The 21,385-nt window shown below is 44.9% G+C and carries 19 protein-coding genes; 16 read left to right on the top strand and 3 right to left on the bottom strand.

Annotated elements, in window-relative coordinates; translation table 11 throughout:
* The first annotated feature begins 10 nt into the window (after positions 1-10).
* From infB to AB4133_RS05300, 8 genes are all read left to right on the top strand, one after another.
* A complete protein-coding gene (infB, locus tag AB4133_RS05335; RefSeq protein ID WP_017059231.1) occupies positions 11-2,701 on the top strand; it encodes a translation initiation factor IF-2 in 2,691 nt (896 codons plus the stop codon).
* A 134-nt stretch (positions 2,702-2,835) separates the two neighbouring features.
* Positions 2,836-3,249, top strand: a complete 414-nt coding sequence (rbfA, locus tag AB4133_RS05330; RefSeq protein ID WP_017059232.1) for a 30S ribosome-binding factor RbfA — start codon at positions 2,836-2,838, stop codon at positions 3,247-3,249.
* Positions 3,249-4,202, top strand: a complete 954-nt coding sequence (gene truB, locus AB4133_RS05325) for a tRNA pseudouridine(55) synthase TruB (protein WP_017059233.1) — start codon at positions 3,249-3,251, stop codon at positions 4,200-4,202. The genes rbfA and truB overlap by 1 nt, the downstream gene beginning before the upstream one ends.
* A 213-nt stretch (positions 4,203-4,415) precedes the next feature.
* A complete protein-coding gene (gene rpsO, locus AB4133_RS05320; RefSeq protein ID WP_010436144.1) occupies positions 4,416-4,685 on the top strand; it encodes a 30S ribosomal protein S15 in 270 nt (89 codons plus the stop codon).
* A gap of 378 nt (positions 4,686-5,063) precedes the next feature.
* Positions 5,064-7,184 (top strand): polyribonucleotide nucleotidyltransferase, encoded by a 2,121-nt coding sequence (pnp, locus tag AB4133_RS05315; protein ID WP_017059234.1) that lies wholly within the window; start codon positions 5,064-5,066, stop codon positions 7,182-7,184.
* A 124-nt stretch (positions 7,185-7,308) separates the two neighbouring features.
* Positions 7,309-8,232 carry a lipoprotein NlpI gene (gene nlpI / locus AB4133_RS05310; protein ID WP_017059235.1) on the top strand — a complete coding sequence of 308 codons (924 nt, stop codon included), beginning with the start codon at positions 7,309-7,311 and terminating at the stop codon, positions 8,230-8,232.
* A 153-nt stretch (positions 8,233-8,385) separates the two neighbouring features.
* A complete protein-coding gene (locus tag AB4133_RS05305) occupies positions 8,386-8,793 on the top strand; it encodes a MarR family winged helix-turn-helix transcriptional regulator (protein ID WP_017056675.1) in 408 nt (135 codons plus the stop codon).
* An 89-nt stretch (positions 8,794-8,882) separates the two neighbouring features.
* Positions 8,883-10,220, top strand: coding sequence for an MATE family efflux transporter (locus AB4133_RS05300; RefSeq protein ID WP_017065966.1), 1,338 nt, complete (start codon positions 8,883-8,885; stop codon positions 10,218-10,220).
* Between the two features lie 85 nt (positions 10,221-10,305).
* On the opposite strand, the gene AB4133_RS05295 is transcribed toward AB4133_RS05300, so the two are convergent.
* The 3 genes from AB4133_RS05295 to AB4133_RS05280 all read right to left on the bottom strand — a co-directional run bounded on the left by AB4133_RS05295 (position 10,306) and on the right by AB4133_RS05280 (position 14,424).
* Positions 10,306-11,184: a U32 family peptidase gene (locus tag AB4133_RS05295; RefSeq protein WP_017059237.1), complete on the bottom strand. Its 879-nt coding sequence runs from the start codon at positions 11,182-11,184 to the stop codon at positions 10,306-10,308.
* Between the two features lie 18 nt (positions 11,185-11,202).
* Complete coding sequence (locus AB4133_RS05290) at positions 11,203-12,216, bottom strand: peptidase U32 family protein (protein WP_017068227.1); 1,014 nt, start codon at positions 12,214-12,216, stop codon at positions 11,203-11,205.
* A gap of 168 nt (positions 12,217-12,384) precedes the next feature.
* Entirely contained in the window at positions 12,385-14,424 is a 2,040-nt protein-coding gene (locus AB4133_RS05280; RefSeq protein ID WP_017059239.1) for a bifunctional diguanylate cyclase/phosphodiesterase, read from the bottom strand.
* Between the two features lie 258 nt (positions 14,425-14,682).
* Here AB4133_RS05280 and AB4133_RS05275 point away from each other — a divergent pair, with 258 nt between their 5' ends.
* The 8 genes from AB4133_RS05275 (at position 14,683) to AB4133_RS05240 (ending at position 20,976) form a co-directional block, all read left to right on the top strand.
* Positions 14,683-15,210, top strand: a complete 528-nt coding sequence (locus AB4133_RS05275) for an SCP2 domain-containing protein (protein WP_029235120.1) — start codon at positions 14,683-14,685, stop codon at positions 15,208-15,210.
* On the top strand, positions 15,194-15,697 hold the full coding sequence (locus AB4133_RS05270; protein WP_017063279.1) for a GNAT family N-acetyltransferase: 504 nt from the start codon (positions 15,194-15,196) through the stop codon (positions 15,695-15,697). Before AB4133_RS05275 ends, AB4133_RS05270 begins: the two co-directional genes overlap by 17 nt.
* Before the next feature lie 158 nt (positions 15,698-15,855).
* Positions 15,856-16,254, top strand: coding sequence for a DNA polymerase III subunit psi (locus AB4133_RS05265; protein WP_102398361.1), 399 nt, complete (start codon positions 15,856-15,858; stop codon positions 16,252-16,254).
* Positions 16,247-16,702, top strand: a complete 456-nt coding sequence (rimI, locus tag AB4133_RS05260; protein WP_017059243.1) for a ribosomal protein S18-alanine N-acetyltransferase — start codon at positions 16,247-16,249, stop codon at positions 16,700-16,702. Before AB4133_RS05265 ends, rimI begins: the two co-directional genes overlap by 8 nt.
* 172 nt (positions 16,703-16,874) lie before the next feature.
* On the top strand, positions 16,875-18,455 hold the full coding sequence (gene prfC / locus AB4133_RS05255; protein WP_017059244.1) for a peptide chain release factor 3: 1,581 nt from the start codon (positions 16,875-16,877) through the stop codon (positions 18,453-18,455).
* Between the two features lie 105 nt (positions 18,456-18,560).
* Positions 18,561-18,716 (top strand): DUF5363 family protein, encoded by a 156-nt coding sequence (locus AB4133_RS05250; RefSeq protein ID WP_170791810.1) that lies wholly within the window; start codon positions 18,561-18,563, stop codon positions 18,714-18,716.
* The gene (locus AB4133_RS05245) at positions 18,697-19,509 is read left to right on the top strand and encodes a TatD family hydrolase (protein WP_372224046.1); all 813 of its coding nucleotides are present in this window, start codon (positions 18,697-18,699) and stop codon (positions 19,507-19,509) included. Before AB4133_RS05250 ends, AB4133_RS05245 begins: the two co-directional genes overlap by 20 nt.
* Positions 19,510-19,713: 204 nt before the next feature.
* Positions 19,714-20,976 (top strand): NupC/NupG family nucleoside CNT transporter, encoded by a 1,263-nt coding sequence (locus AB4133_RS05240; protein WP_017058833.1) that lies wholly within the window; start codon positions 19,714-19,716, stop codon positions 20,974-20,976.
* Positions 20,977-21,385 lie beyond the last annotated feature (409 nt).

Below are 21,385 nucleotides of genomic sequence, written 5' to 3'. Positions count from 1 at the left end.
AGAAAGCGGTATGACACAATTAACAGTTAAAGCACTGAGTGAAGAGATTGGTACGCCAGTTGACCGCTTAATTGAACAACTTGCTGATGCAGGCATGAAGAAAGCAGGGTCGGATCAAGTGACTGATTCAGAGAAGCAAACATTGCTAACGCACCTTAAAAAGGAGCACGGCGATACTTCAGGCGAAACAGAACCGACTCGTTTAACTCTTCAACGCAAGACCCGCAGCACGCTAAGTGTTGCCGCTGGAGGCGGTAAGAGTAAGGATGTTCAAGTAGAGGTACGTAAAAAGCGTACTTACGTGAAGCGCAGCACTATTGAAGATGAAGCGAAACGTGAAGCTGAGGAAGTAGCTAATCGTGAAGCGGAAGAGAAAGCACAACGCGATGCTGAAGAGCAAGCGAAACGTGATGCTGCAGAGAAAGCACAGCGCGAAGCCGAAGAAAAAGTAACACGTGAAGCGGATGCAAAACGTGAAGCTGAAGAGAAGGCTCAACGCGCACAAGCTGAAAAGGCTAAAAAAGACATGAATTCAAAAAATGCAGACGCTAACGCACAAGCGAAAAAAGAAGCGGATGAACTTAAAGCTCGTCAAGAGCTAGAAGCAACTCGTAAAGCAGAAGCTGAAGCAGCTAAGCTTGTTGAAGAAGCTCGTAAGTTAGCAGAAGAGAACCAAGAACGTTGGTCTGAAGAAGAGAAGAAGAAGAAAGAGCAAGAGAAATCTGCGGATTACCATGTGACTACTTCTACTTACGCTCGTGAAGCTGAAGATGCGGCAGATAAGAAAGATGAGAAAGCACCTCGTCGTCGCAAGAAGAAAGCAGCTCCTGCTAACCAACCTGCAAACAACCGTGGTGGTCGTAACCAACGTGGTCGTGGCGGTAAAGGTAAGCTTGCTAAACCAACTTCAATGCAGCAAGGCTTCGATAAGTCAGCAACTGTTGCTAAATCTGACGTTGCTATCGGCGAAACTATCGTTGTTTCTGAACTGGCTAGCAAAATGTCAGTTAAAGCAACTGAAGTTATCAAAGTAATGATGAAGATGGGCGCTATGGCGACTATCAACCAAGTGATCGACCAAGAAACAGCACAACTTGTTGCTGAAGAAATGGGTCACAAGGTAATCCTACGTAAAGAAAACGAACTTGAAGAAGCAGTACTAGCTGACCGTGATAGCGATGCTATCGCTGAAGGTCGTGCTCCTGTTGTTACTATCATGGGTCACGTTGACCACGGTAAAACTTCAACACTTGACTACATTCGTAAAGCACACGTTGCTTCTGGGGAAGCTGGCGGTATCACGCAGCACATTGGTGCTTACCACGTAGATACTGACAACGGCATGATCACTTTCCTTGATACTCCTGGACACGCGGCGTTTACCGCTATGCGTGCTCGTGGTGCTCAAGCGACAGATATCGTTGTACTTGTAGTTGCAGCAGACGATGGCGTAATGCCACAAACAATCGAAGCAATCCAGCACGCGAAAGCGGCAGGCGTTCCTCTGATTGTTGCTGTGAACAAGATCGATAAAGAGGGTGCAAACCCAGACAACGTTAAGAATGAGCTAGCTCAATACGACGTTATCCCTGAAGAATGGGGTGGTGAGAACATCTTCGTTCACATCTCTGCAAAACAGGGTACAAACATCGATGGTCTTCTAGAAGCAATCCTTCTTCAGTCTGAAGTTCTTGAACTTACAGCGGTTAAAGAAGGCATGGCGTCTGGTGTTGTTGTTGAATCTCGTCTTGATAAAGGTCGTGGTCCAGTTGCAACAGTACTAGTACAGTCTGGTACTCTAAACAAAGGCGATATCGTTCTTTGTGGTCAAGAGTACGGCCGTGTTCGTGCAATGCGTGATGAAAACGGTAAAGACATCGAAACTGCAGGTCCATCTATTCCTGTAGAAATTCTAGGTCTTTCTGGTGTTCCTTCGTCAGGCGATGAAGCGACTGTTGTACGTGATGAGCGTAAAGCACGTGAAGTTGCGAACTACCGTCAAGGTAAATTCCGTGATGTTAAACTAGCTCGCCAACAAAAAGCGAAACTAGAGAACATGTTCGCGAACATGACGGCTGGCGAAGTTGCTGAGCTTAACGTGGTACTTAAAGCTGACGTTCAAGGTTCTGTAGAAGCGATTGCTGACTCTCTACTGAAACTGTCAACTGACGAAGTGAAAGTGAACATCGTAGGTTCTGGTGTTGGTGGTATTACTGAAACTGATGCAACGCTTGCTGCAGCTTCTAACGCTATCATCCTTGGTTTCAACGTTCGTGCTGACGCAACTGCGCGTAACACGGTTCAGAACGAAAACCTAGATCTACGTTACTACTCAATTATTTACCAACTAATTGATGAAGTTAAACAGGCGATGGGCGGTATGCTTGCTCCTGAATTCCGTCAAGAGATCATTGGTCTTGCACAAGTTCGTGACGTATTTAAGTCGCCTAAACTTGGTGCAATCGCTGGTTGTATCGTGACTGAAGGTACGATTAAGCGTAGCAACCCAATCCGTGTACTTCGTGAAAACGTTGTTATCTACGAAGGTGAACTAGAGTCACTTCGTCGCTTTAAAGATGACGTACAAGAAGTTAAGAACGGTTACGAGTGTGGTGTCGGCGTTAAGAACTACAACGACGTTCGCGTTGGTGACCAGATCGAAGTATTCGAAATCGTTGAGGTTAAACGTACTCTAGACTAATCAGTCTGTACGACTCGACATATTGACTAAGGTTACTAACATTACTAGTAAAGGTAATAAGTAATCGGTTGTTGAATACACCATGGGGGGCTGGTAATTACCAAGCCCCCCATCTTTCTAAGTGAGAAAAGAAAATGTCAAAAGAATTTAGCCGCACACAACGTGTGTCTCAGCAGCTTCAAAAAGAGCTTGCTCTTATCCTACAACGTGAAGTTCGTGACTCACGTATTGGTATGGTAACTATCTCAGACGTAGAAGTGTCTCGTGACCTTGCTTACGCAAAAGTGTTCGTGACTTTCCTGTGTGTTGGTGAGCAAACACCGGAATCATGCCTTAAAGCTCTTAAAGAGCATGAAGTGCCAGTTCGTATGGCTCTTGGTAAGCGTATTCGCCACCGTCTAACGCCTGAAGTTCGTTTTACTTACGACAACACACTAGTAGAAGGCATGCGTATGTCTAACCTAGTAAGTGAAGTTCTGAACGATGATAAGCGTAAGCAAGAAGAAGCTGGCCGCACTGACGAAGCTCAGTCTAAGGGCGAAGAGTAATGGCTCGCCGTCGTAAAGGTCGCCCTATCAACGGGGTAATTCTATTAGATAAGCCGACTGGCATTTCGTCTAATGATGCACTGCAAAAAGTAAAGCGTATTTACTTTGCAGAGAAGGCAGGGCACACCGGTGCTCTGGATCCTCTTGCGACTGGCATGCTGCCAATTTGTCTTGGTGAAGCAACGAAGTTCTCTCAGTTTCTTCTAGATTCTGATAAGCGCTACGTTGTTATCGCTAAGCTTGGTGAGCGTACCAATACCTCTGACTCTGATGGTGAAGTGGTAGAGACACGTGATGTTAACGTGACTCAAGAACAGCTTGAACGTTGCATTGCGAGCTTCAAGGGTGAAACCGATCAGATACCATCAATGTTTTCGGCATTGAAGTATCAAGGTAAGCCTTTGTACGAATACGCACGTGCAGGTATCGAGGTTCCTCGTGAGTCTCGTAAGATCACTGTGTACTCTATTGAACTGCTTCGCTTTGAAGGTGATGAAGTTGAAATGGAAGTGCATTGTTCGAAAGGCACATACATCCGCACAATTACCGACGACCTTGGTGAAATGCTAGGTTGTGGTGCTCACGTGACCATGCTTCGTCGTACAGGTGTCGCAAAGTACCCATACGAGCGTATGGTGACTTTGGAGCAGTTAAACGAGATCCTAGAGCAAGCACAGGCGCAAGAAATTGCACCGAAAGAGCTGCTTGATCCACTGCTGATGCCAATGGACACTGCCGTTGAAGACTTACCAGAAGTAAACCTGAACGCGGAACTGACTGACCTAGTTCAGCACGGTATGCCAGTTCAGGTTGCTGGTGCGCCAACTGAAGGCACGGTTCGTATGACAAGTGGCGAAGAGAAGCTGTTTGTCGGCGTAGCTCAGATTGCTGAAGATGGCCGAGTTGCACCGAAGCGTTTGGTTGTTTTCAGAGATGAAGAGCCACAAGCGTAGCGCTTACATCGGATCTTAGCGCTGAGTCGTGAAAAGCGAGCAAATAAGATAGAAAGCGAACGCCTAATTTAGGTGGTTCGCTTTTTTCGTTTTTAATGGGTTCGATTGTTATTGCACCAACTGACAAACTTCCCTATAATCCTTGGCTCGCGTAGCGGCTGAATCAGAGATTGGCTGCTACAAATATAAACTTACTCTTATCAGGAGAGAATTATGTCTCTGAATGCAGAAACTAAAGCAGCAATCGTTGCAGAATACGCACAATCTGAAGGCGACACAGGTTCACCAGAAGTACAAGTAGCACTACTTACTGCTTCTATCAACCACCTACAAGGTCACTTCAAAGCGCACAAACACGATCACCACAGCCGTCGTGGTCTACTACGTATGGTTTCTAGCCGTCGTAAGCTTCTTGATTACTTGAAAGGCAAAAACCTTGCTCGTTACCAAGACCTAATCAAGCGTCTAGGCCTACGTCGCTAATAGCGATGTCTGCAAAGACAGTTTGAAGAAAAGGAGCATTTATGCTCCTTTTTTTGTGCCTGTAAGAAAATGCTAGGCTGGATGCTCAGAATATCATCTGGCTTTTTCTGATAGGAAATATATCTCCTAATAAAAATAGTTTATACTACGCCCGCCTATAGCGTTTTCAGCGTTTGGCAATCAACCTCTCAAGAGATTACAGTCACAGATGTCGGCCAATAGGTCGCGACTATTCAAAGGCGGATTTGGTCTTAATTCGGCGTATGAACACATACAAAGAGTCACCATCCTAAGTCCCTTTTCACTAGTCGCGATTGGTAATGTCTTGAGTCATTATTCACTTAATCTAAAGTCTGACTTTAGAGCTAAGGATATACAATGTTTGAAAAACCAGTTGTAAAATCGTTCCAGTACGGTAACCACACCGTTACTCTAGAAACGGGCGTAATTGCACGTCAAGCTACTGCTGCTGTAATGGCGACTATGGACGATACATCAGTATTCGTTTCTGTTGTTGCTAAGAAGGAAGCAGTTGCAGGTCAAGACTTCTTCCCACTAACAGTAAACTACCAAGAGCGTACATACGCTGCGGGTAAAATCCCTGGTGGTTTCTTCAAGCGTGAAGGTCGTCCATCTGAAGGCGAAACACTAACAGCTCGTCTGATTGACCGTCCAATTCGTCCACTTTTCCCAAGTGCGTTTAAAAACGAAGTTCAAGTTATCGCTACGGTTGTTTCTATCAACCCTGACGTAAACCCAGACATGATCACTATGATCGCAACATCTGCTGCGCTTGCTATCTCTGGTGCTCCATTCAATGGTCCTATCGGTGCTGCACGTGTTGGTCACATCGACGGCGAACTTGTTCTTAACCCATCAAATACTGAGCTTGAAAACTCTAAACTAGACCTAGTTGTGTCTGGTACAGAAGGCGCAGTACTTATGGTTGAATCTGAAGCAGATAACCTATCTGAAGAAGAAATGCTTTCAGCTGTTGTTTACGGTCACGACCAACAACAAGTTGTAATCAAAGCAATCAACGAGTTTGCTGCTGAAGTTGCAACTCCATCTTGGAACTGGGAAGCACCAGCAGTTAACACTGAGCTTAAAGCTCAAGTTGCTGAACTTGCTGAAACTCGTCTATCTGACGCGTACCAGATCACTGAGAAAATGGCTCGTTACGAGCAAGTTGGCGTAATCAAGAACGACGTTGTTGAAGCTCTAATTGCACAAGACGAAAACCTAGATGAGCGCGAAATCCGCGGCATGCTTGGTTCTCTAGAGAAAAACGTAGTACGTAGCCGCATCATCGCTGGCAACCCACGTATCGATGGCCGTGAAAAAGACATGGTTCGTGCGCTAGACGTACGTACTGGTGTTCTTCCACGTACACACGGTTCTTCTCTATTCACTCGTGGTGAAACTCAAGCACTTGTTACTGCAACGCTTGGCACACAACGTGATGCTCAAATCATCGACAGCCTGATGGGTGAGAAGAAAGACAACTTCCTTCTACACTACAACTTCCCTCCATACTGTGTAGGTGAAACTGGTTTCGTTGGTTCTCCTAAGCGTCGTGAAATTGGTCACGGTAAGCTTGCTAAACGTGGTATCCAAGCAGTAATGCCTTCTGTTGAAGAATTCCCATACACAGTTCGTGTTGTATCGGAAATCACAGAATCTAACGGTTCTTCTTCAATGGCTTCTGTATGTGGTACATCTCTAGCTCTTATGGATGCTGGTGTTCCAATCAAAGCTTCTGTTGCGGGTATCGCAATGGGTCTTGTTAAAGAAGGCGACGATTTCGTTGTTCTTTCTGACATCCTTGGCGACGAAGATCACCTAGGTGACATGGACTTTAAAGTAGCAGGTACTAACGCTGGTATCACTGCACTTCAAATGGACATCAAGATCGAAGGTATCACTAAAGAGATCATGCAAATTGCACTTAACCAAGCGCAAGGTGCACGTAAGCACATCCTTTCTGTAATGGATGAAGCTATCTCTGGTGCTCGTGAAGATATCTCTGAATTCGCTCCACGTATCCACACAATGAAAATCAGCTCTGATAAGATCAAAGATGTTATCGGTAAAGGCGGCGCAGTTATCCGTGCTCTTTGTGAAGAAACTGGTACTACAATCGAAATCGAAGACGATGGCACAATCAAGATTGCTGCTACTGAAGGCGCAGCTGCTAAAGAAGCTATCCGTCGTATCGAAGAGATCACAGCTGAAGTTGAAGTTGGCCGCATTTACCAAGGTAAAGTTGCTCGTCTAGCTGACTTCGGTGCATTCGTTACTATCCTTCCAGGTAAAGATGGTCTAGTACACATCTCTCAAATCGCTGACAAGCGCGTTGAGAAAGTGTCTGACTACCTAACTGAAGGTCAAGAAGTTCCTGTTAAGGTTCTTGAAATTGACCGTCAAGGCCGTGTACGTCTAAGCATGAAAGAAGCAGTTGAAACGCCAGCTGAAGGCGAAGCACCTGCTGCTGAGTAATTCTCAGTGTGTCGATGGTGATATCGCTTTTTAGTGATTTCTAACCTATCGTCAACAAAGCATGTTATAAAGGGGAGCATATCGCTCCCCTTTTTTATTGCGGTCATAACAGGAGTAATTATTTGTGAAATGGTTTCAAACCGCGAGTATGTGTTTACTGCTTGTACTAACAGGTTGTGCGACAACATCAGATAACACCTCAAGTTGGGTTTATCCACCGATGGCTGTGCCACTGCAACCAAGCGTTCAGCAAGAAGTTCAAATTGCACGTCTTAGTCAGTTATTACAGCGCCCAGATTTGAACGATGAAGTTCGAGCTAAGATGCTGTTTGAACGTGGTAACTACTACGACAGTGTTGGCCTGCGTGATCTCGCGCGTCTCGACTTCAACCAATCTCTTTCATTGAACCCTGCTCAACCTGATATCTTCAATCTTTTGGGTGTTTACTTTACGCAGGTAGGGGAGTTTGATGCGGCTTATGAATCTTTTGATTCTACGTTAGAGCTTGATCCTGCAAACTCTTACGCAGAAAGGAACCGCTCTATCGCGCTTTACTATGGCGAGCGTTACGACTTAGCCAATGAAGAGATGATGAAGCACTATGCCGACGATCCTAGCGATCCGTTTCGCGCTCTGTGGTTGTACATCATTCAGCATGAGCTGACGCCAGAGCAGGCTAAGCTTGATTTGCAAAAACGTTACGAGAGCCGTGATGAGCAGTGGGGTTGGGTATTAGTCGCGATTATGCTTGATGACATTACTGAAGAGCAGGCTTTCAAGGCGATCTTAACCGGTACTCGTGACAACACGTTACTTGCGCAGCGTCTAACAGAGACGTACTTCTACCTTGCTAAGCGTTACCATATGAATGGTGATTACGCGAATGCTATCTCTTTGTACAAGTTAGCGGTTTCTTTTAACGTGTATGAATACGTAGAACACCGTTACTCTTTCTTAGAGTTAAGCCGTATCTTCACCACGCTTAAAGCTGAGCACTTAGCACAAGTTAAGTTAGCTGAGGCCGAAGAAGAAGCTAACGCTAAGTAAGCAACACATTTTGATTCCGAAAAGCCGCTGCCTGTCAGCGGTTTTTTTATGCTCCTTTTTTATGATCTTCATCTCGTTTTGATTGCTTTTTATTTAAACAACACTAAAATAGTTAGTCTTGCTAACTAAATGCCATTCTTTGATTAGGTGAGTATGCTGAACCAGAATTTAGAAAAGATTGAGCGCTTCGCCTCTAAGATATGGCGCACTCAGGTAAATGAAGATCCTATTTGCCAATTGAGCTTCAATGAATATGACTATTTGAAGGTCATTCAAGCCTCTCCTGAACCGATCCGATTGACAGATCTGGCGATTGAAATGCAAGTAACCAAGCCTTCAGCAACTACTATGGTTCAAAGGTTAGAGAGAAAAGGTCTCGTTGAGCGTAAAGCTTCGCTCGAAGATGCGAGGTCTAAGTTGGTCGTACTGACCAGCAAAGCGGAAGTCGGCTTGGAAGAAGAAAGTAAGATCTATCAGGTCATGGCACAGATACTGGAAAGCCGTTTGTCTGAGCAAGAATCTCAGCAGTTAAACCTATTATTAAATAAAGCTTTAAAGTAAATAATTTAGATATTTAGTTAGCCTTGTTAACTAATTTTTCGAGTCATATCTTGTTGATATGCGACTCACAAATGAAAGTAGAGTAAGAAATGAGTAACTCAATTAGTCGTCAATTTTGGCGATACACAATCCCTACCGTGGCGGCCATGTTGGTTAATGGCCTGTACCAAGTGGTGGATGGCATCTTCATTGGCCGCTATGTGGGGGCTGATGGACTTGCAGGTATCAATGTTGCGTGGCCTGTGATTGGTTCGATTCTTGGTATTGGTATGTTGGTGGGTGTGGGCACAGGTGCGCTTGTCTCGATTCGCCAAGGTGAAAAAGATACTCAAGGCGCTAAGCAGATCTTAGCAACGGGCTTAACCTTGTTGTTAGCGATAACGCCTATTGTCTCTGCATTGCTGTTCTTGTTTGCTGATAACTTCTTGCTTTGGCAGGGCGCTGAAGGGCGAGTGTATGAACTTGGTCTGCAGTACTTACACATTCTGATTGGTGCTAGTGTCTTCACGCTAGGTTCGATCGCGATGCCGTTTCTACTGCGTAACGATGACAGTCCGAACTTAGCGACGATACTGATGATCGTTGGTGCGGTGATTAATATCGTGCTCGATTACCTGTTTATCGCTCTCTATGGCTGGGAGTTGATGGGTGCAGCATTAGCAACAGCGATTGCCCAGTTTGTAGTAACGGCTCTCGGCTTGGCTTACTTCTTCTCGCGTCGAGCAAACCTACGTTTACGTTGGAATGAGTTGAGATTGAAGCTGGATGTGATTCCACAAATCTTCGCCATTGGTACATCAAGCTTCTTTATGTACGCTTATGGTTCGATGATGGTGGCGTTGCACAATGCGTTGTTCTCTCAATATGGCGACCAGTTGATGATCGGTGCTTACGCGATTTTGGGCTACATCGTGACGGTTTATTATCTCACGGCTGAAGGTATCGCCAACGGCATGCAACCATTGGTGAGCTACAACCATGGTGCGCGTAACCAAGCAAACATCCGCAAGCTACTTAAGATTGCGATGATGAGTTCGGTATTGATTGGTGTGGCGTTCGTGCTGCTTCTCAATGCGTTCCCACGTGAGTTTGTATCAGTATTTAACTCAGACGAACCTCAGTTGGTTGAGTACACCGTGTTGGGTATTCGCCTTCACATGTTTGCACTGGCGCTGGATGGCTTCTTGGTAGTCGCAGCTGCTTACTATCAAGCGGTGAACAAGGGCAGCAAGGCGATGTTTGTGACTATAGGTAATATGCTTATCCAACTACCGTTCTTGTACATTATGCCTAAGTTGTATGGTGTGCCGGGGATCTGGATTGCGTACCCACTGTCTAACATCGCACTAAGTGTGGTGGTGATGGTAATGCTCTACAAAGACTTAAAGAAGCTCGATGCCTCACCGATGGAAACAGCGACGGCATAGGCCGTGTTTCTTAAGTCGCATTAAAAAGGTCTAGCGAACGCTAGACCTTTTTTGTATCTGTTGCTGGTTAGTCCAATGCGAGGAACTAGATGTTCTTAACGTCTAAACCTGCAAGCTGATGCCAGTAACCATTACATTGGCGGCTTTCAATCTTCATCGGTTTTTGACCTTGCTCGTTCGCTCTGAAGTTATTGATTTCAGAGAAGGTATCGATACCGAGAGGGCTTAAACGAACCACATCAACCAGGTCGTGCATGTTCGGTAAATCATTGACTAGGTTGTAGCAGTAGCCTGATTGCGTCTGAATACCGTTAAGGTTGAAGACTGATTGGCCTTCTTGGCTTTCTACTTGTAGCCCTGTTGGGTACTTGATACAGCAGGTTTCGCAATCGTCTTTAGCTTTGTTTTCAGCGCGAGCGGTAAAGCAGCGTGCTGAGTAAGCAAGCGGCAGGTAGCCGTGGCTAAACACTTCAACTTCGAACTTGTTACGAATATTTAGCTCTTCGCACTGGGTCATTACGTTGCTTAGCCATTCGCGAGAAAGCTCAACCGGCATACACCAACGCGTCATGCCTTGTTTCAAGAATAGGTTCAGGGTGCGTGCGTTGTAGGTGTTTACTGCCGGGCCAACCACGAAAGGTACTTTGCTTTCGCTGGCCAGTTGAATTGCAGACACATCATTGGCTTCGATCGCAAAGTCACCGTTATCGATGTACTTCTTCATGATGTTGACTTCGCTTGGTGCTTCTAGCAATGCCATGGTGGAAAGTACGACTTGCTTACCTGAAGCCGACAGCTCTTTAGCAATGTCCATCCAGTGTTTCGCTTTCATCTCACGACGCTTTGAACACACCGCTTCACCTAGGTAGATGATATCGGCAGAGCTTGATTTCGCTTGCTCATAGAAGCTTTCAACGTCTTGTTTTGGCCAAAAATAAAGTAGAGGGCCTAATGCGTATTTCATTGAGTTCTCCATTTGGCTCTATTGCCATTTACGGTGATAAGCGCCAAGCGTGGTTTGTGTACCTTCAGATACATTCGCCAGTGTCGCATTCCAAGCTTGTTCCACTTGGTATTGTTCTGGGTTCGCTAAGTAGCGATCGATAGCTGCGCGCCAAGTGCGAGTGACTTGTTCAACATAAGCCGGGCTGCGTTGGCGACCTTCAATCTTCACTGAGGCAACGTTTGCCGCGAAAAGCTCAGGCAACATGGATAGCGTGTTGAGGCTGGTGGGCTCTTCAAGTGCGTGATAGCGCTTACGTTCACCATCGATCTCGGCTTCAAAGCGGCCTTTACACAGCGTTGGGTAACCTGCGTTCTCACCTGCTTCATACTTATCGATAAGGATTTCGTTCAAGCGAGACTCGAGGCCAGTTTCTGTTTCTTGCCAGCGAACGTATTTTGCGGGAGAACAAGCACCAACGGTATTTGGTGATTCGCCTGTCATGTATGAAGAGAGGTAGCAACGGCCTTCTGCCATGATGCACAAGCTACCAAAAGCGAATACTTCAAGGTCAACGTCAGAAGTGATGTTACGAGAAAGCTGTTTGACCTGATGAATCGACAACACACGCGGTAGTACGACACGCTTAACGTTGAAGTTTTTATGGTAGAAGTCGATAGCCGCCGCATTGGTCGCAGATGCTTGCACTGATAGGTGCAGTTCGAGATCTGGATACTTATTTGCTGCGTACTCAAGCACCGCGATGTCTGCGATGATCAGCGCATCAACACCCAGAGCAGCGGCGTTGTCTACGGCATTAGTCCAACGGTCGAAGCCATTTGGGTGAGCAAACGTATTTAGGGCAACATGAATTTTCTTGTTGTGGTCATGCACATACTGCACAGCACGATCGAGCTTTTTACCCGCAAAGTTTAGGCCTGCAAAGTGTCGGGCATTGGTATCGTCTTTGAATCCGATATAGACAGCATCCGCACCACAATCAATAGCGGTTTTCAAAGCAGGTAAGTTACCCGCTGGGCATAAGAGTTCCATTTGCTCACTACCAGTAGAATTAAGTTGAAGCGAGCATTTTATGAAGAATTGTGAATGACGGAATTGATGTAAGGCAGGTTTAGATGGATAAATCTGCTTTTACTCCGTTTGAGGTACTGACGAGTGACCGTTTTACATGTTGGCTTGGTTTAAATATGAGGTACTTGATTAGTTCTTATGACGGCGGTTTTGGGCAAACAACTCTTCGACATCTTGTTTTGGTTGCGGACGGTAGAAGTGGAAGCCTTGAATCGAACTACAGTTGAGGTTCGATAGCAGAGTTGCTTGCTCACTGGTTTCGACACCTTCAGCAACCACGGTCAAATCGAGAGATTTACCTAGGTTGATGATGTTTTCAATTACGGTGATTTGCTTTGGTAGGGTATCGATATCAGAGATGAAAGCACGGTCTATCTTAAGCTCATCAATTGGGAAGCGAGCAAGGTAAGACAGTGAAGAGTAACCTGTACCAAAATCATCAATGGAGAGAGCAAAGCCAAGTTTCTTGATGGCGTTAAGCATTTGGAGTGTGTGTTCACTATCACTCATCACCGCACTTTCCGTTAGCTCGAACGTAATCGCACTTGGATCAAGCTCGGTCGAACGCAGTAGCTTTTCCATGTAATCAATCAGTTTCGGGTTACCAAACTGTTCTGGTGAAAGGTTGATAGCCACTCGACCTGGAAGGATACCTTGCATCTTCCAGCGCTTAACCGTAGCAAATACTTCACGCATTACCACTCGGCCAAGTTGTTCAATAAGCCCTGCTCGTTCCGCCACAGGAATGAACGCGGCCGGACTGATATAACCTTCGACAGGATGCTTCCAACGTACCAGAGCTTCAGCGCCGTTGATGGTGAAATCACGGGCATTCACTTTCGGTTGATACCAAACCTCAAGTCCATTTTGTTGCAGTGCTTTTTGGAGCTCTATCTCAAGCCACAGTCGCATACGCGCTTCTTTATTCATCTGTTCGTTGAACTTGATCAGACGATTACGACCACGATCTTTCGCTTCATACATTGCTGTGTCTGCATTTTGCAGCAAGATACGAGCATCAGTACCATCTTGAGGAAAGCTCACACTACCAATAGAGCAGGCTAAGCGCTTGCTAAAGTGGTGAAGATCGAAGGGTTGATTGATCAGGGAAATGATCTTTTCAGCGAGCATTTCAGGTGTTCGCTGATGTTCAGGTTCTGGAAGGATAATACCAAACTCATCCCCGCCTAAATGTCCAATCACGGCCTTACGAGGCAGTAAGCGTTTAAGACGCGAAGCGACCTCTTTAATCACCTTGTCACCGATGTGATGACCAAGTGAGTCATTGATATTTTTAAAGTTATCAATGTCTAAGTAGAGCATCACCACCGGCGTATCGTTGTGAATGAACTGCTCAAGACGCTTAGTAAACCCAACTCGATTGTAGAGTTTGGTCAGTGCATCTATGTAGGCATCTTCACTGTTTGCTGGTGTGTATTGTTTTGCGGTTTCTTGTGCGTCTTGAATAAGCACCAGCTGAGTGTTGCTTCCAAGAACGGTGGTGGAGTCGATGTTGAGCTGGACCTTACGTTCAAAGCCGCATCGCGCACCCGTTAAGCAAACCAAACCAGACTCAGAAATAATAGAGCTGAGGTTATTATTGAAGACTGTTTTGGTTTGTTCATCGATAAATAGGCGTCCCAGCTGTTCGCCAATTAACTCTGTGGTTGAGTTAAAGCCAAGCAGGCGCGCTGCCGCTGGGTTGGATGACAAGATATAGTCACTTTCAACGAGCAGTAATCCGTCAGGGAGTAGTTGAGATAGTTTGTGGAATTTGGCTTCGGATTCTTCTAAAGAACGGACAAGTACTTGGTTTTCTGATGTGTCGAAGGCGTGAAAGACGATGTAGTCGGTTTTGTTGCCATTGGTAAGCGGAGATAGGCTGAAATGAAGGCTGGTATCGAGGTCTGTTTCGTTGAGGGTGACTTCGGCCTCAATCGTTTCGCCACTGAATGCACGCTCATAGTAAGGCTTGAGATGTTGGTAGAACTGTTCGCCCAATGTTTGGCGATCATTCATGCCTGCAAGCTCTGTTTGACTCAAACCAGCAATATCGCAGTAACGCTCATTCACCATAAAATAGTTATGTTGAGCATCAAGTACTGCAAAAAAGAACGGACTATTTGCAGTTAGCTGGGTAAACCAATGTTGTAGTTGTTGGGGAGGCATCAAAGTACTACCAATTCTCCAAGAGCTTGAATATTCACTATCGATAAATATTTATTACTTTTTGTGTGGCTATCGATATTTACCTGTGAGTGCAGCGATCCGCTGTAATTCTCATTACCTGAGTTACTATAACTGTGATTTTCAGGATATTAAAGGTCGAGTATCAAACAGAAGTTAATTTGATACATAACAGTAACTGAGATCTCAACATCATCTATGATGCATTCCATATTATTGACAAAGTTACGGATAAGTCACGTGATAAACAAGATTCGCACTCAACTAGTTCAAAATGCCGCATCAATTTTGCGATCTCCAGTCCAGTTATTGCCTAAAACAGTACAAAAAAGAGCCTTATTGGAGGCGCTTAAGAATGTATTCAAGGAAGCTTTAGAGGACGGTGACTTTGAGTTTTTAGAAGACAAATGGCTGAAAGTCTCAATAAAAGACATGGGGTTAAGTTGGTGTATTAGCTACAAAAATGAGCAACTGGTTGTAGCTGATAAAGAGGTGGTTGAAGATGTAAGCTTTAGCGGCAATCTTAACGATCTTGTGTTGATTGCGGGACGTAAAGAAGACCCAGATACGCTTTTCTTCCAACGTCGACTGTCTATTGAAGGTGATACAGAGCTCGGTTTAGAGGTCAAAAACTTGATGGATAGCGTAGATTTGGACTTATTGCCGACTCCTATGAAAACTTTGTTAAATCAATTAGCTGATTTTGTGCAGAAGGGAGTACAATCCCCAGATACACAAAGTGAGGTAATGAATGCTTATTCGAACTGAAGCACCGGCAGATATACTTGTCATTGATCGTTTATTGAAATCTGTTTTTGAAACAGATGCAGAAGCTAACTTGGTTATGAGCTTGCGTGAGAATAGCCATTTAACGCTATCGCTGGTGGCTTGTTCTGATGAAGGCGAGGTGGTTGGTCACCTGATGTTTAGCCCTATCACTCTTGATGGCGACGATCATAACTGGCAAGGGCTTGCGCCTCTCGCTGTGAAAGAAGAGTTCCGCAACCAAGGCATCGCCAAATCTCTAGTTGAAGATGCGTTTTCCACTTTGGTTGATTTTGGTTACCCAGCTTGCGTTGTGTTGGGTGACCCTGCTTATTACAGCCGCTTTGGTTTCAAGGCTGCGAGCGAGTTTGGCCTGAGTTGTGTTTGGGATGTGCCTGAAGGTGCTTTCCAAGCGATTGAATTGGTAAACGGTGCGTTTGCTGGACATGCTGGTGAGATTGCTTACAGCCCCGAGTTCAACGACTTATAAGCTGATTTATCACGCAACAAGATACAAACTGATTTAGTCTAAATAAAGGAGCTTGATGCTCCTTTATTTTTTGTTAGTATCAGCCCAACTCTGATGAGCTCGTTTTAACTCTGCTCTAATAAGTCGCCCACTATCAACCTAAGGTTACACCGCTAGATATGTCACAAACACACGCACAATACCTGCAAGAGATGGGCATTAGCCAATGGGATCTTAGCCACCCAGAGCGTTTAGCGGGCTATGAATCTGAATTGACTCCGCTCTCTAACGATTGCAAGTTACTGTTGGTATCGCCTGAAAAACCTCAGGAAGACCTCGCTGTGATGTTTGAGCGTGTACTCAAAAGTATCAAACTCGACTTATCTCAAGCCTTACATATTCAGCCTCAACACTTATCTTCTATCGAACTTGGTGATGTTGAATGGGTGTGGTTTGCGGGTTGTGAGTCGGCTCAAGAGCTGAATGCTAAAACACTTCAATCGCCATTACTGTCTGACATTAACGGTAACAACCAACACCGCCGCGACTTATGGCAACAAATTTGTGCTTATGACTAATCAATTTTTACCGACTTCACAACAACACCTAGACGCCATTTGGAAGATAGAGCAGGCCGCGCATTCTCACCCTTGGTCTGAAAATATGATCCGAGATCTTGATAGCCGAGGCGCTTGTCATCATGTCCTTGAAGTTGATGGACAAGTGGTGGGCTATTTCTTCGCTCAAAATATTGTTGGTGAAGTGACGCTGCTTAATATTGCGGTAGACCCAAGCAAGCAAGGCAAAGGTTATGGTAAGGCACTAACTGAACATTTCCTTGATATATGTGAACAAGCTGATGCTGAAAGCGCTTGGCTGGAAGTTCGCGAAAGTAATGTGAACGCGTTTAATCTTTACGAAAAGGCAGGCTTCAACGAAGTTGATCGCCGTCGTAATTACTATCCAACTAAACAAGGCAACGAAGATGCCATCATTATGAGCTATCTTTTTATGTCTTTTAGCTAGTCATGTTACGTCTTTTCGCTAACTAGATAGCTAATCACAAAATTAGCCAAAAAATAGGGTGTAAACTGACCCTTTAGAAAGTGATACGCTTTCTGTATAATCCGCACACAGAATTCAAGGGCAAGTATTATCTACTTGCCCTTTTTACGCTTTAGATCAGCAAAGGGCGACTATGTCTTTCCAACAAGAAGTGAGCAAACGTAGAACGTTTGCGATTATCTCTCACCCGGATGCGGGTAAAACCACGATTACTGAAAAAGTTCTTTTATTCGGAAACGCGATTCAAAAAGCGGGTACCGTAAAAGGCCGTGGCTCTAACCAGCACGCTAAATCTGACTGGATGGAGATGGAAAAAGAACGTGGTATCTCGGTAACTACGTCGGTAATGCAATTCCCATACAATGATTGCCTAGTAAACCTACTAGATACTCCAGGACACGAAGATTTCTCGGAAGATACCTACCGTACGCTAACAGCGGTTGATTCATGTTTGATGGTTATCGATGCTGCGAAAGGTGTCGAGGATCGTACTCGTAAACTAATGGAAGTAACACGTCTGCGTGATACGCCAATCGTAACGTTTATGAACAAACTTGACCGTGACGTTCGTGACCCAATGGAAGTGCTTGATGAAGTAGAGAGCGAGCTAGGTATGGCTTGTGCTCCAATCTCATGGCCAATTGGTTGCGGTAAAGAGTTTAAAGGTGTTTACCACATTCACCGTGATGAAACGATCTTGTATGAATCTGGCCACGGCCACGAGATCCAAGAAGTTCGTATCATCAAAGGTCTAGATAACCCTGAGCTAGATGAAGCAGTAGGTGCTGATCTTGCGGAAAGCGTACGTGAAGAGCTAGAGCTTGTTATCGGTGCTTGTCCTGAGTTTGACCATGAATTATTCCTAGCGGGTGAACTAACGCCGGTTTACTTCGGTACTGCATTGGGTAACTTTGGTGTTGACCACATGCTTGATGGTCTAACGAAATGGGCTCCAGCACCTCAAACGCGTCAAGCGAACGAGCGTGATGTTGAAGCGACAGAAGAGAAGTTCTCTGGTTTCGTATTTAAGATCCAAGCAAACATGGACCCTAAACACCGTGACCGTATCGCATTCATGCGTATCGTTTCGGGTACTTACAACCAAGGTATGAAGATGAACCATGTTCGTACAGGCAAGAGTGTAAGTATCTCTGATGCGGTAACCTTTATGGCGGGTGACCGTGCACGTGCTGAAAAAGCATACGCGGGTGATATTATCGGTCTACATAACCACGGTACTATCCAGATTGGTGATACCTTTACTCAAGGTGAGAGCCTTAAGTTCGCTGGTATTCCTAATTTCGCACCTGAGCTATTCCGTCGTATCCGTCTACGCGATCCACTGAAGCAGAAGCAACTTCTAAAAGGATTAGTTCAGCTTTCAGAAGAGGGCGCAGTACAAGTATTCCGTCCTATGCAGAACAACGACCTGATCGTTGGTGCGGTTGGTGTCCTTCAGTTCGACGTGGTTGTAGCGCGCTTGAAAGCGGAATACAACGTAGAAGCTATCTACGAAGGTGTTAACGTTGCAACAGCTCGTTGGGTTGAATGTGATGACGCTAAGAAACTAGAAGAATTCAAACGTAAGAACCAATCTAACCTAGCGCTAGATGGCGGTGACAACCTGTCTTACATCGCACCAACTATGGTGAACTTGAACCTAGCTTCTGAACGCTTCCCTGAAGTTCAGTTCCGAGCGACGCGCGAGCACTAATTTCTCCGCGATCTATTAGAGTTAAACAAAAACGTCTATTGTTCTGCAATAGGCGTTTTTTAATGCGTTTTATTTGAGGTTTAAAGGCTGAGGTTAGAGGCAGTTATGTTGGGTTGGATAAAAACTTGGGTTAAAAGATATGATAAGTGGTGTGAAGAGCTTGGGCTAACGCCTGAAAACAAGCGCAGTTGTGTTCCTTATCGTCGAGATCCTCAAGGGCAGCAAGCTGAGAGTGGGAAAGATGACACAGCAAACAAGTGATTTTCCGCTATTTGATACACATTGCCACGCAGACTTTGAGGCGTTTGAGCAAGGTTTTACCCATGAGCTGAGCATTGAGGGATATATCAAAGAGGCAAAACAGGCTCAAGTTGAGAAGTTACTCATCCCTTCTATCGGTCAAAATAACTGGCATAAGCTTGAGAAAATTGCGCAATCTCACCCCAATGTTTACTACGCATTAGGCTTTCATCCTTACTTTTTAGAGCAAGCGGATGAGATGCAATTTGAAGAACTTCACCAACTACTCGCATCAAAAACACGTCAGTGTGTGGCCATTGGTGAGTGTGGGTTGGACTTTTTTGTGGACGTTGAACGAGAGAAACAAGAGCGCTTTTTCATCCAACAAATGGAGCTTGCGAAGGAGTTTGACCTGCCTTTAATCATCCATGAGAGGAAGTCTTACAACCGACTTATCGAGCTAATAAAGCAGCATAAGTTCACCTTAGGTGGTGTGATTCACGGTTTTTCTGGGAGTGAACAGCAAGCTTTGGCGTGGATCAAGCTCGGTTTCTATATTGGCGTCGGTGGAACGATAACTTACCCAAGAGCGCAAAAAACACGCACAACCATCGCAAAATTGCCCCTTGAATGTCTGGTATTGGAAACGGATGCTCCGGACATGCCCATGTATGGAAACCAAGGAAATGTTAATCATTCCAAATATTTAGTTACGATCTTAAATGAACTTTTTTTGCTTAGAAAAGAGCCAAAGCAATCGATTGCAGCGCAAATTTGGCAAAATAGCCATCGCGCATTCGGTATATGTGAATAAAACCGAAGGTTTTTGTTTATCGTTTGCGTAAATTGCACTGAGCTTGTGATTTGGCTCACATTTGCGTGTGAATGGTACATGAATCTTCTACGAAAGTGTGAGGACGGCATTACTTTATTAGTGGTCGCATGAGTATAATTGCCTCCGCTTTATAGCCCCATTTTGTAACACGCCAATAAATAACTAATAAGGAAGTCATAAACTATGAGCCTGTTTATGAGCCTAGTCGGAATGGTTGCACTGATCGCAATCGCAGTACTACTATCTGACAACCGCAAAGCTATTAATCTAAGAACAGTGGGTGGCGCTTTCGCTATCCAATTCGCACTTGGTGCATTCGTACTTTACATCCCTTGGGGTCGTGATCTACTTGCAGGTTTCTCTGCTGGTGTAGCAAACGTGATCGACTACGGTAAAGACGGTACTGGTTTCCTATTCGGCAGCCTAGTTAACTTTTCAGTTGACGGTATCGGTTTCATCTTTGCTTTCCAAGTACTACCAACTCTGATTTTCTTCTCTGCACTTATCTCTGTACTTTACTACATTGGTGTTATGCAAATTGTAATCAAAGTTCTTGGTGGTGGTCTTCAGAAAGCTCTAGGTACTTCTCGCGCCGAGTCTATGTCTGCAGCAGCAAACATCTTCGTTGGTCAAACTGAAGCACCTCTAGTTGTTCGTCCATTTGTTCCTAAAATGACTAACTCTGAACTATTCGCAGTAATGTGTGGTGGTTTGGCTTCTGTAGCTGGTGGTGTACTAGCAGGTTACGCATCTATGGGTGTACCTCTAGAGTACCTAGTTGCAGCGTCATTCATGGCAGCACCTGGTGGTCTACTATTCGCTAAAATCATCAAGCCTGAAACAGATACGCCAGACGACAACATCGCTGACGAAATGGACGGTGGCGATGACAAACCAGCTAACGTTATCGACGCAGCAGCAGGTGGCGCATCAGTTGGTCTACAACTAGCACTTAACGTTGGTGCAATGCTACTAGCATTCATCGGTCTAATTGCTCTAATCAACGGTATCCTAGGTGGCATCGGTGGTTGGTTCGGTATGGAAAACCTAACTCTAGAACTTCTTCTAGGTTGGATCTTCGCACCGCTAGCATTCATCATTGGTGTTCCATGGGAAGAAGCAACTATCGCTGGTTCTTTCATTGGTCAGAAGACAGTTGTTAACGAATTCGTTGCATACCTAAACTTCGTACCATACGTTGGTGAAAACGCTCAAGTTGTTGCAGCAACTGGTCAAGTGATGTCTGAGAAGACTCAAGCTATCATCGCATTCGCACTATGTGGTTTCGCAAACCTTTCTTCAATTGCGATTCTTCTAGGTGGTCTAGGTGGTATTGCACCAAGCCGTCGCCACGACATCGCACGTATGGGTGTTAAAGCGGTAATTGCTGGTACTCTATCTAACCTGATGGCAGCAACAATTGCTGGCTTCTTCCTGTCTTTCTAATTAGTTAGAAATCGATATATAGACGCCATAATAATATCGCCCCGTAGCAAGAAATTGCTGCGGGGCTTTTTTGTTTTTAGGCCTAGTGATTCTTTGAGATGAGCATAAGCATCAGCTTGAAGTCGATAATGGGTCTAGAATGTTTTTTTGAGATACAAACCGTTTGCGTTCTAAGGAGCACTACAATTTATTGATGGATACCTATAATGTATAAGCTAAAGGGATAGGATGTCTCTGTTGGCAAGAAAGTAACCTCGAAATCAACTCGAACGTTATTCTTCTGGGATTAAGCCAAAATTAGCGATACGCTATAGATGTTAGACACAACATGACTGATTTGTTGTGCCATAGACCAAACTGGTACTGTGCGGTGACAAGGATTGCAATTGGTAGCGAAAGTTATCAAGTC

Origin of the sequence: Vibrio sp. 10N.286.52.F8 (genome assembly GCF_041468745.1) — a bacterium.
Taxonomy (GTDB): domain Bacteria; phylum Pseudomonadota; class Gammaproteobacteria; order Enterobacterales; family Vibrionaceae; genus Vibrio; species Vibrio crassostreae_C.
Note: the sequence above shows the minus strand (reverse complement) of the source record. Positions and strands in the feature narration are given on the sequence as shown.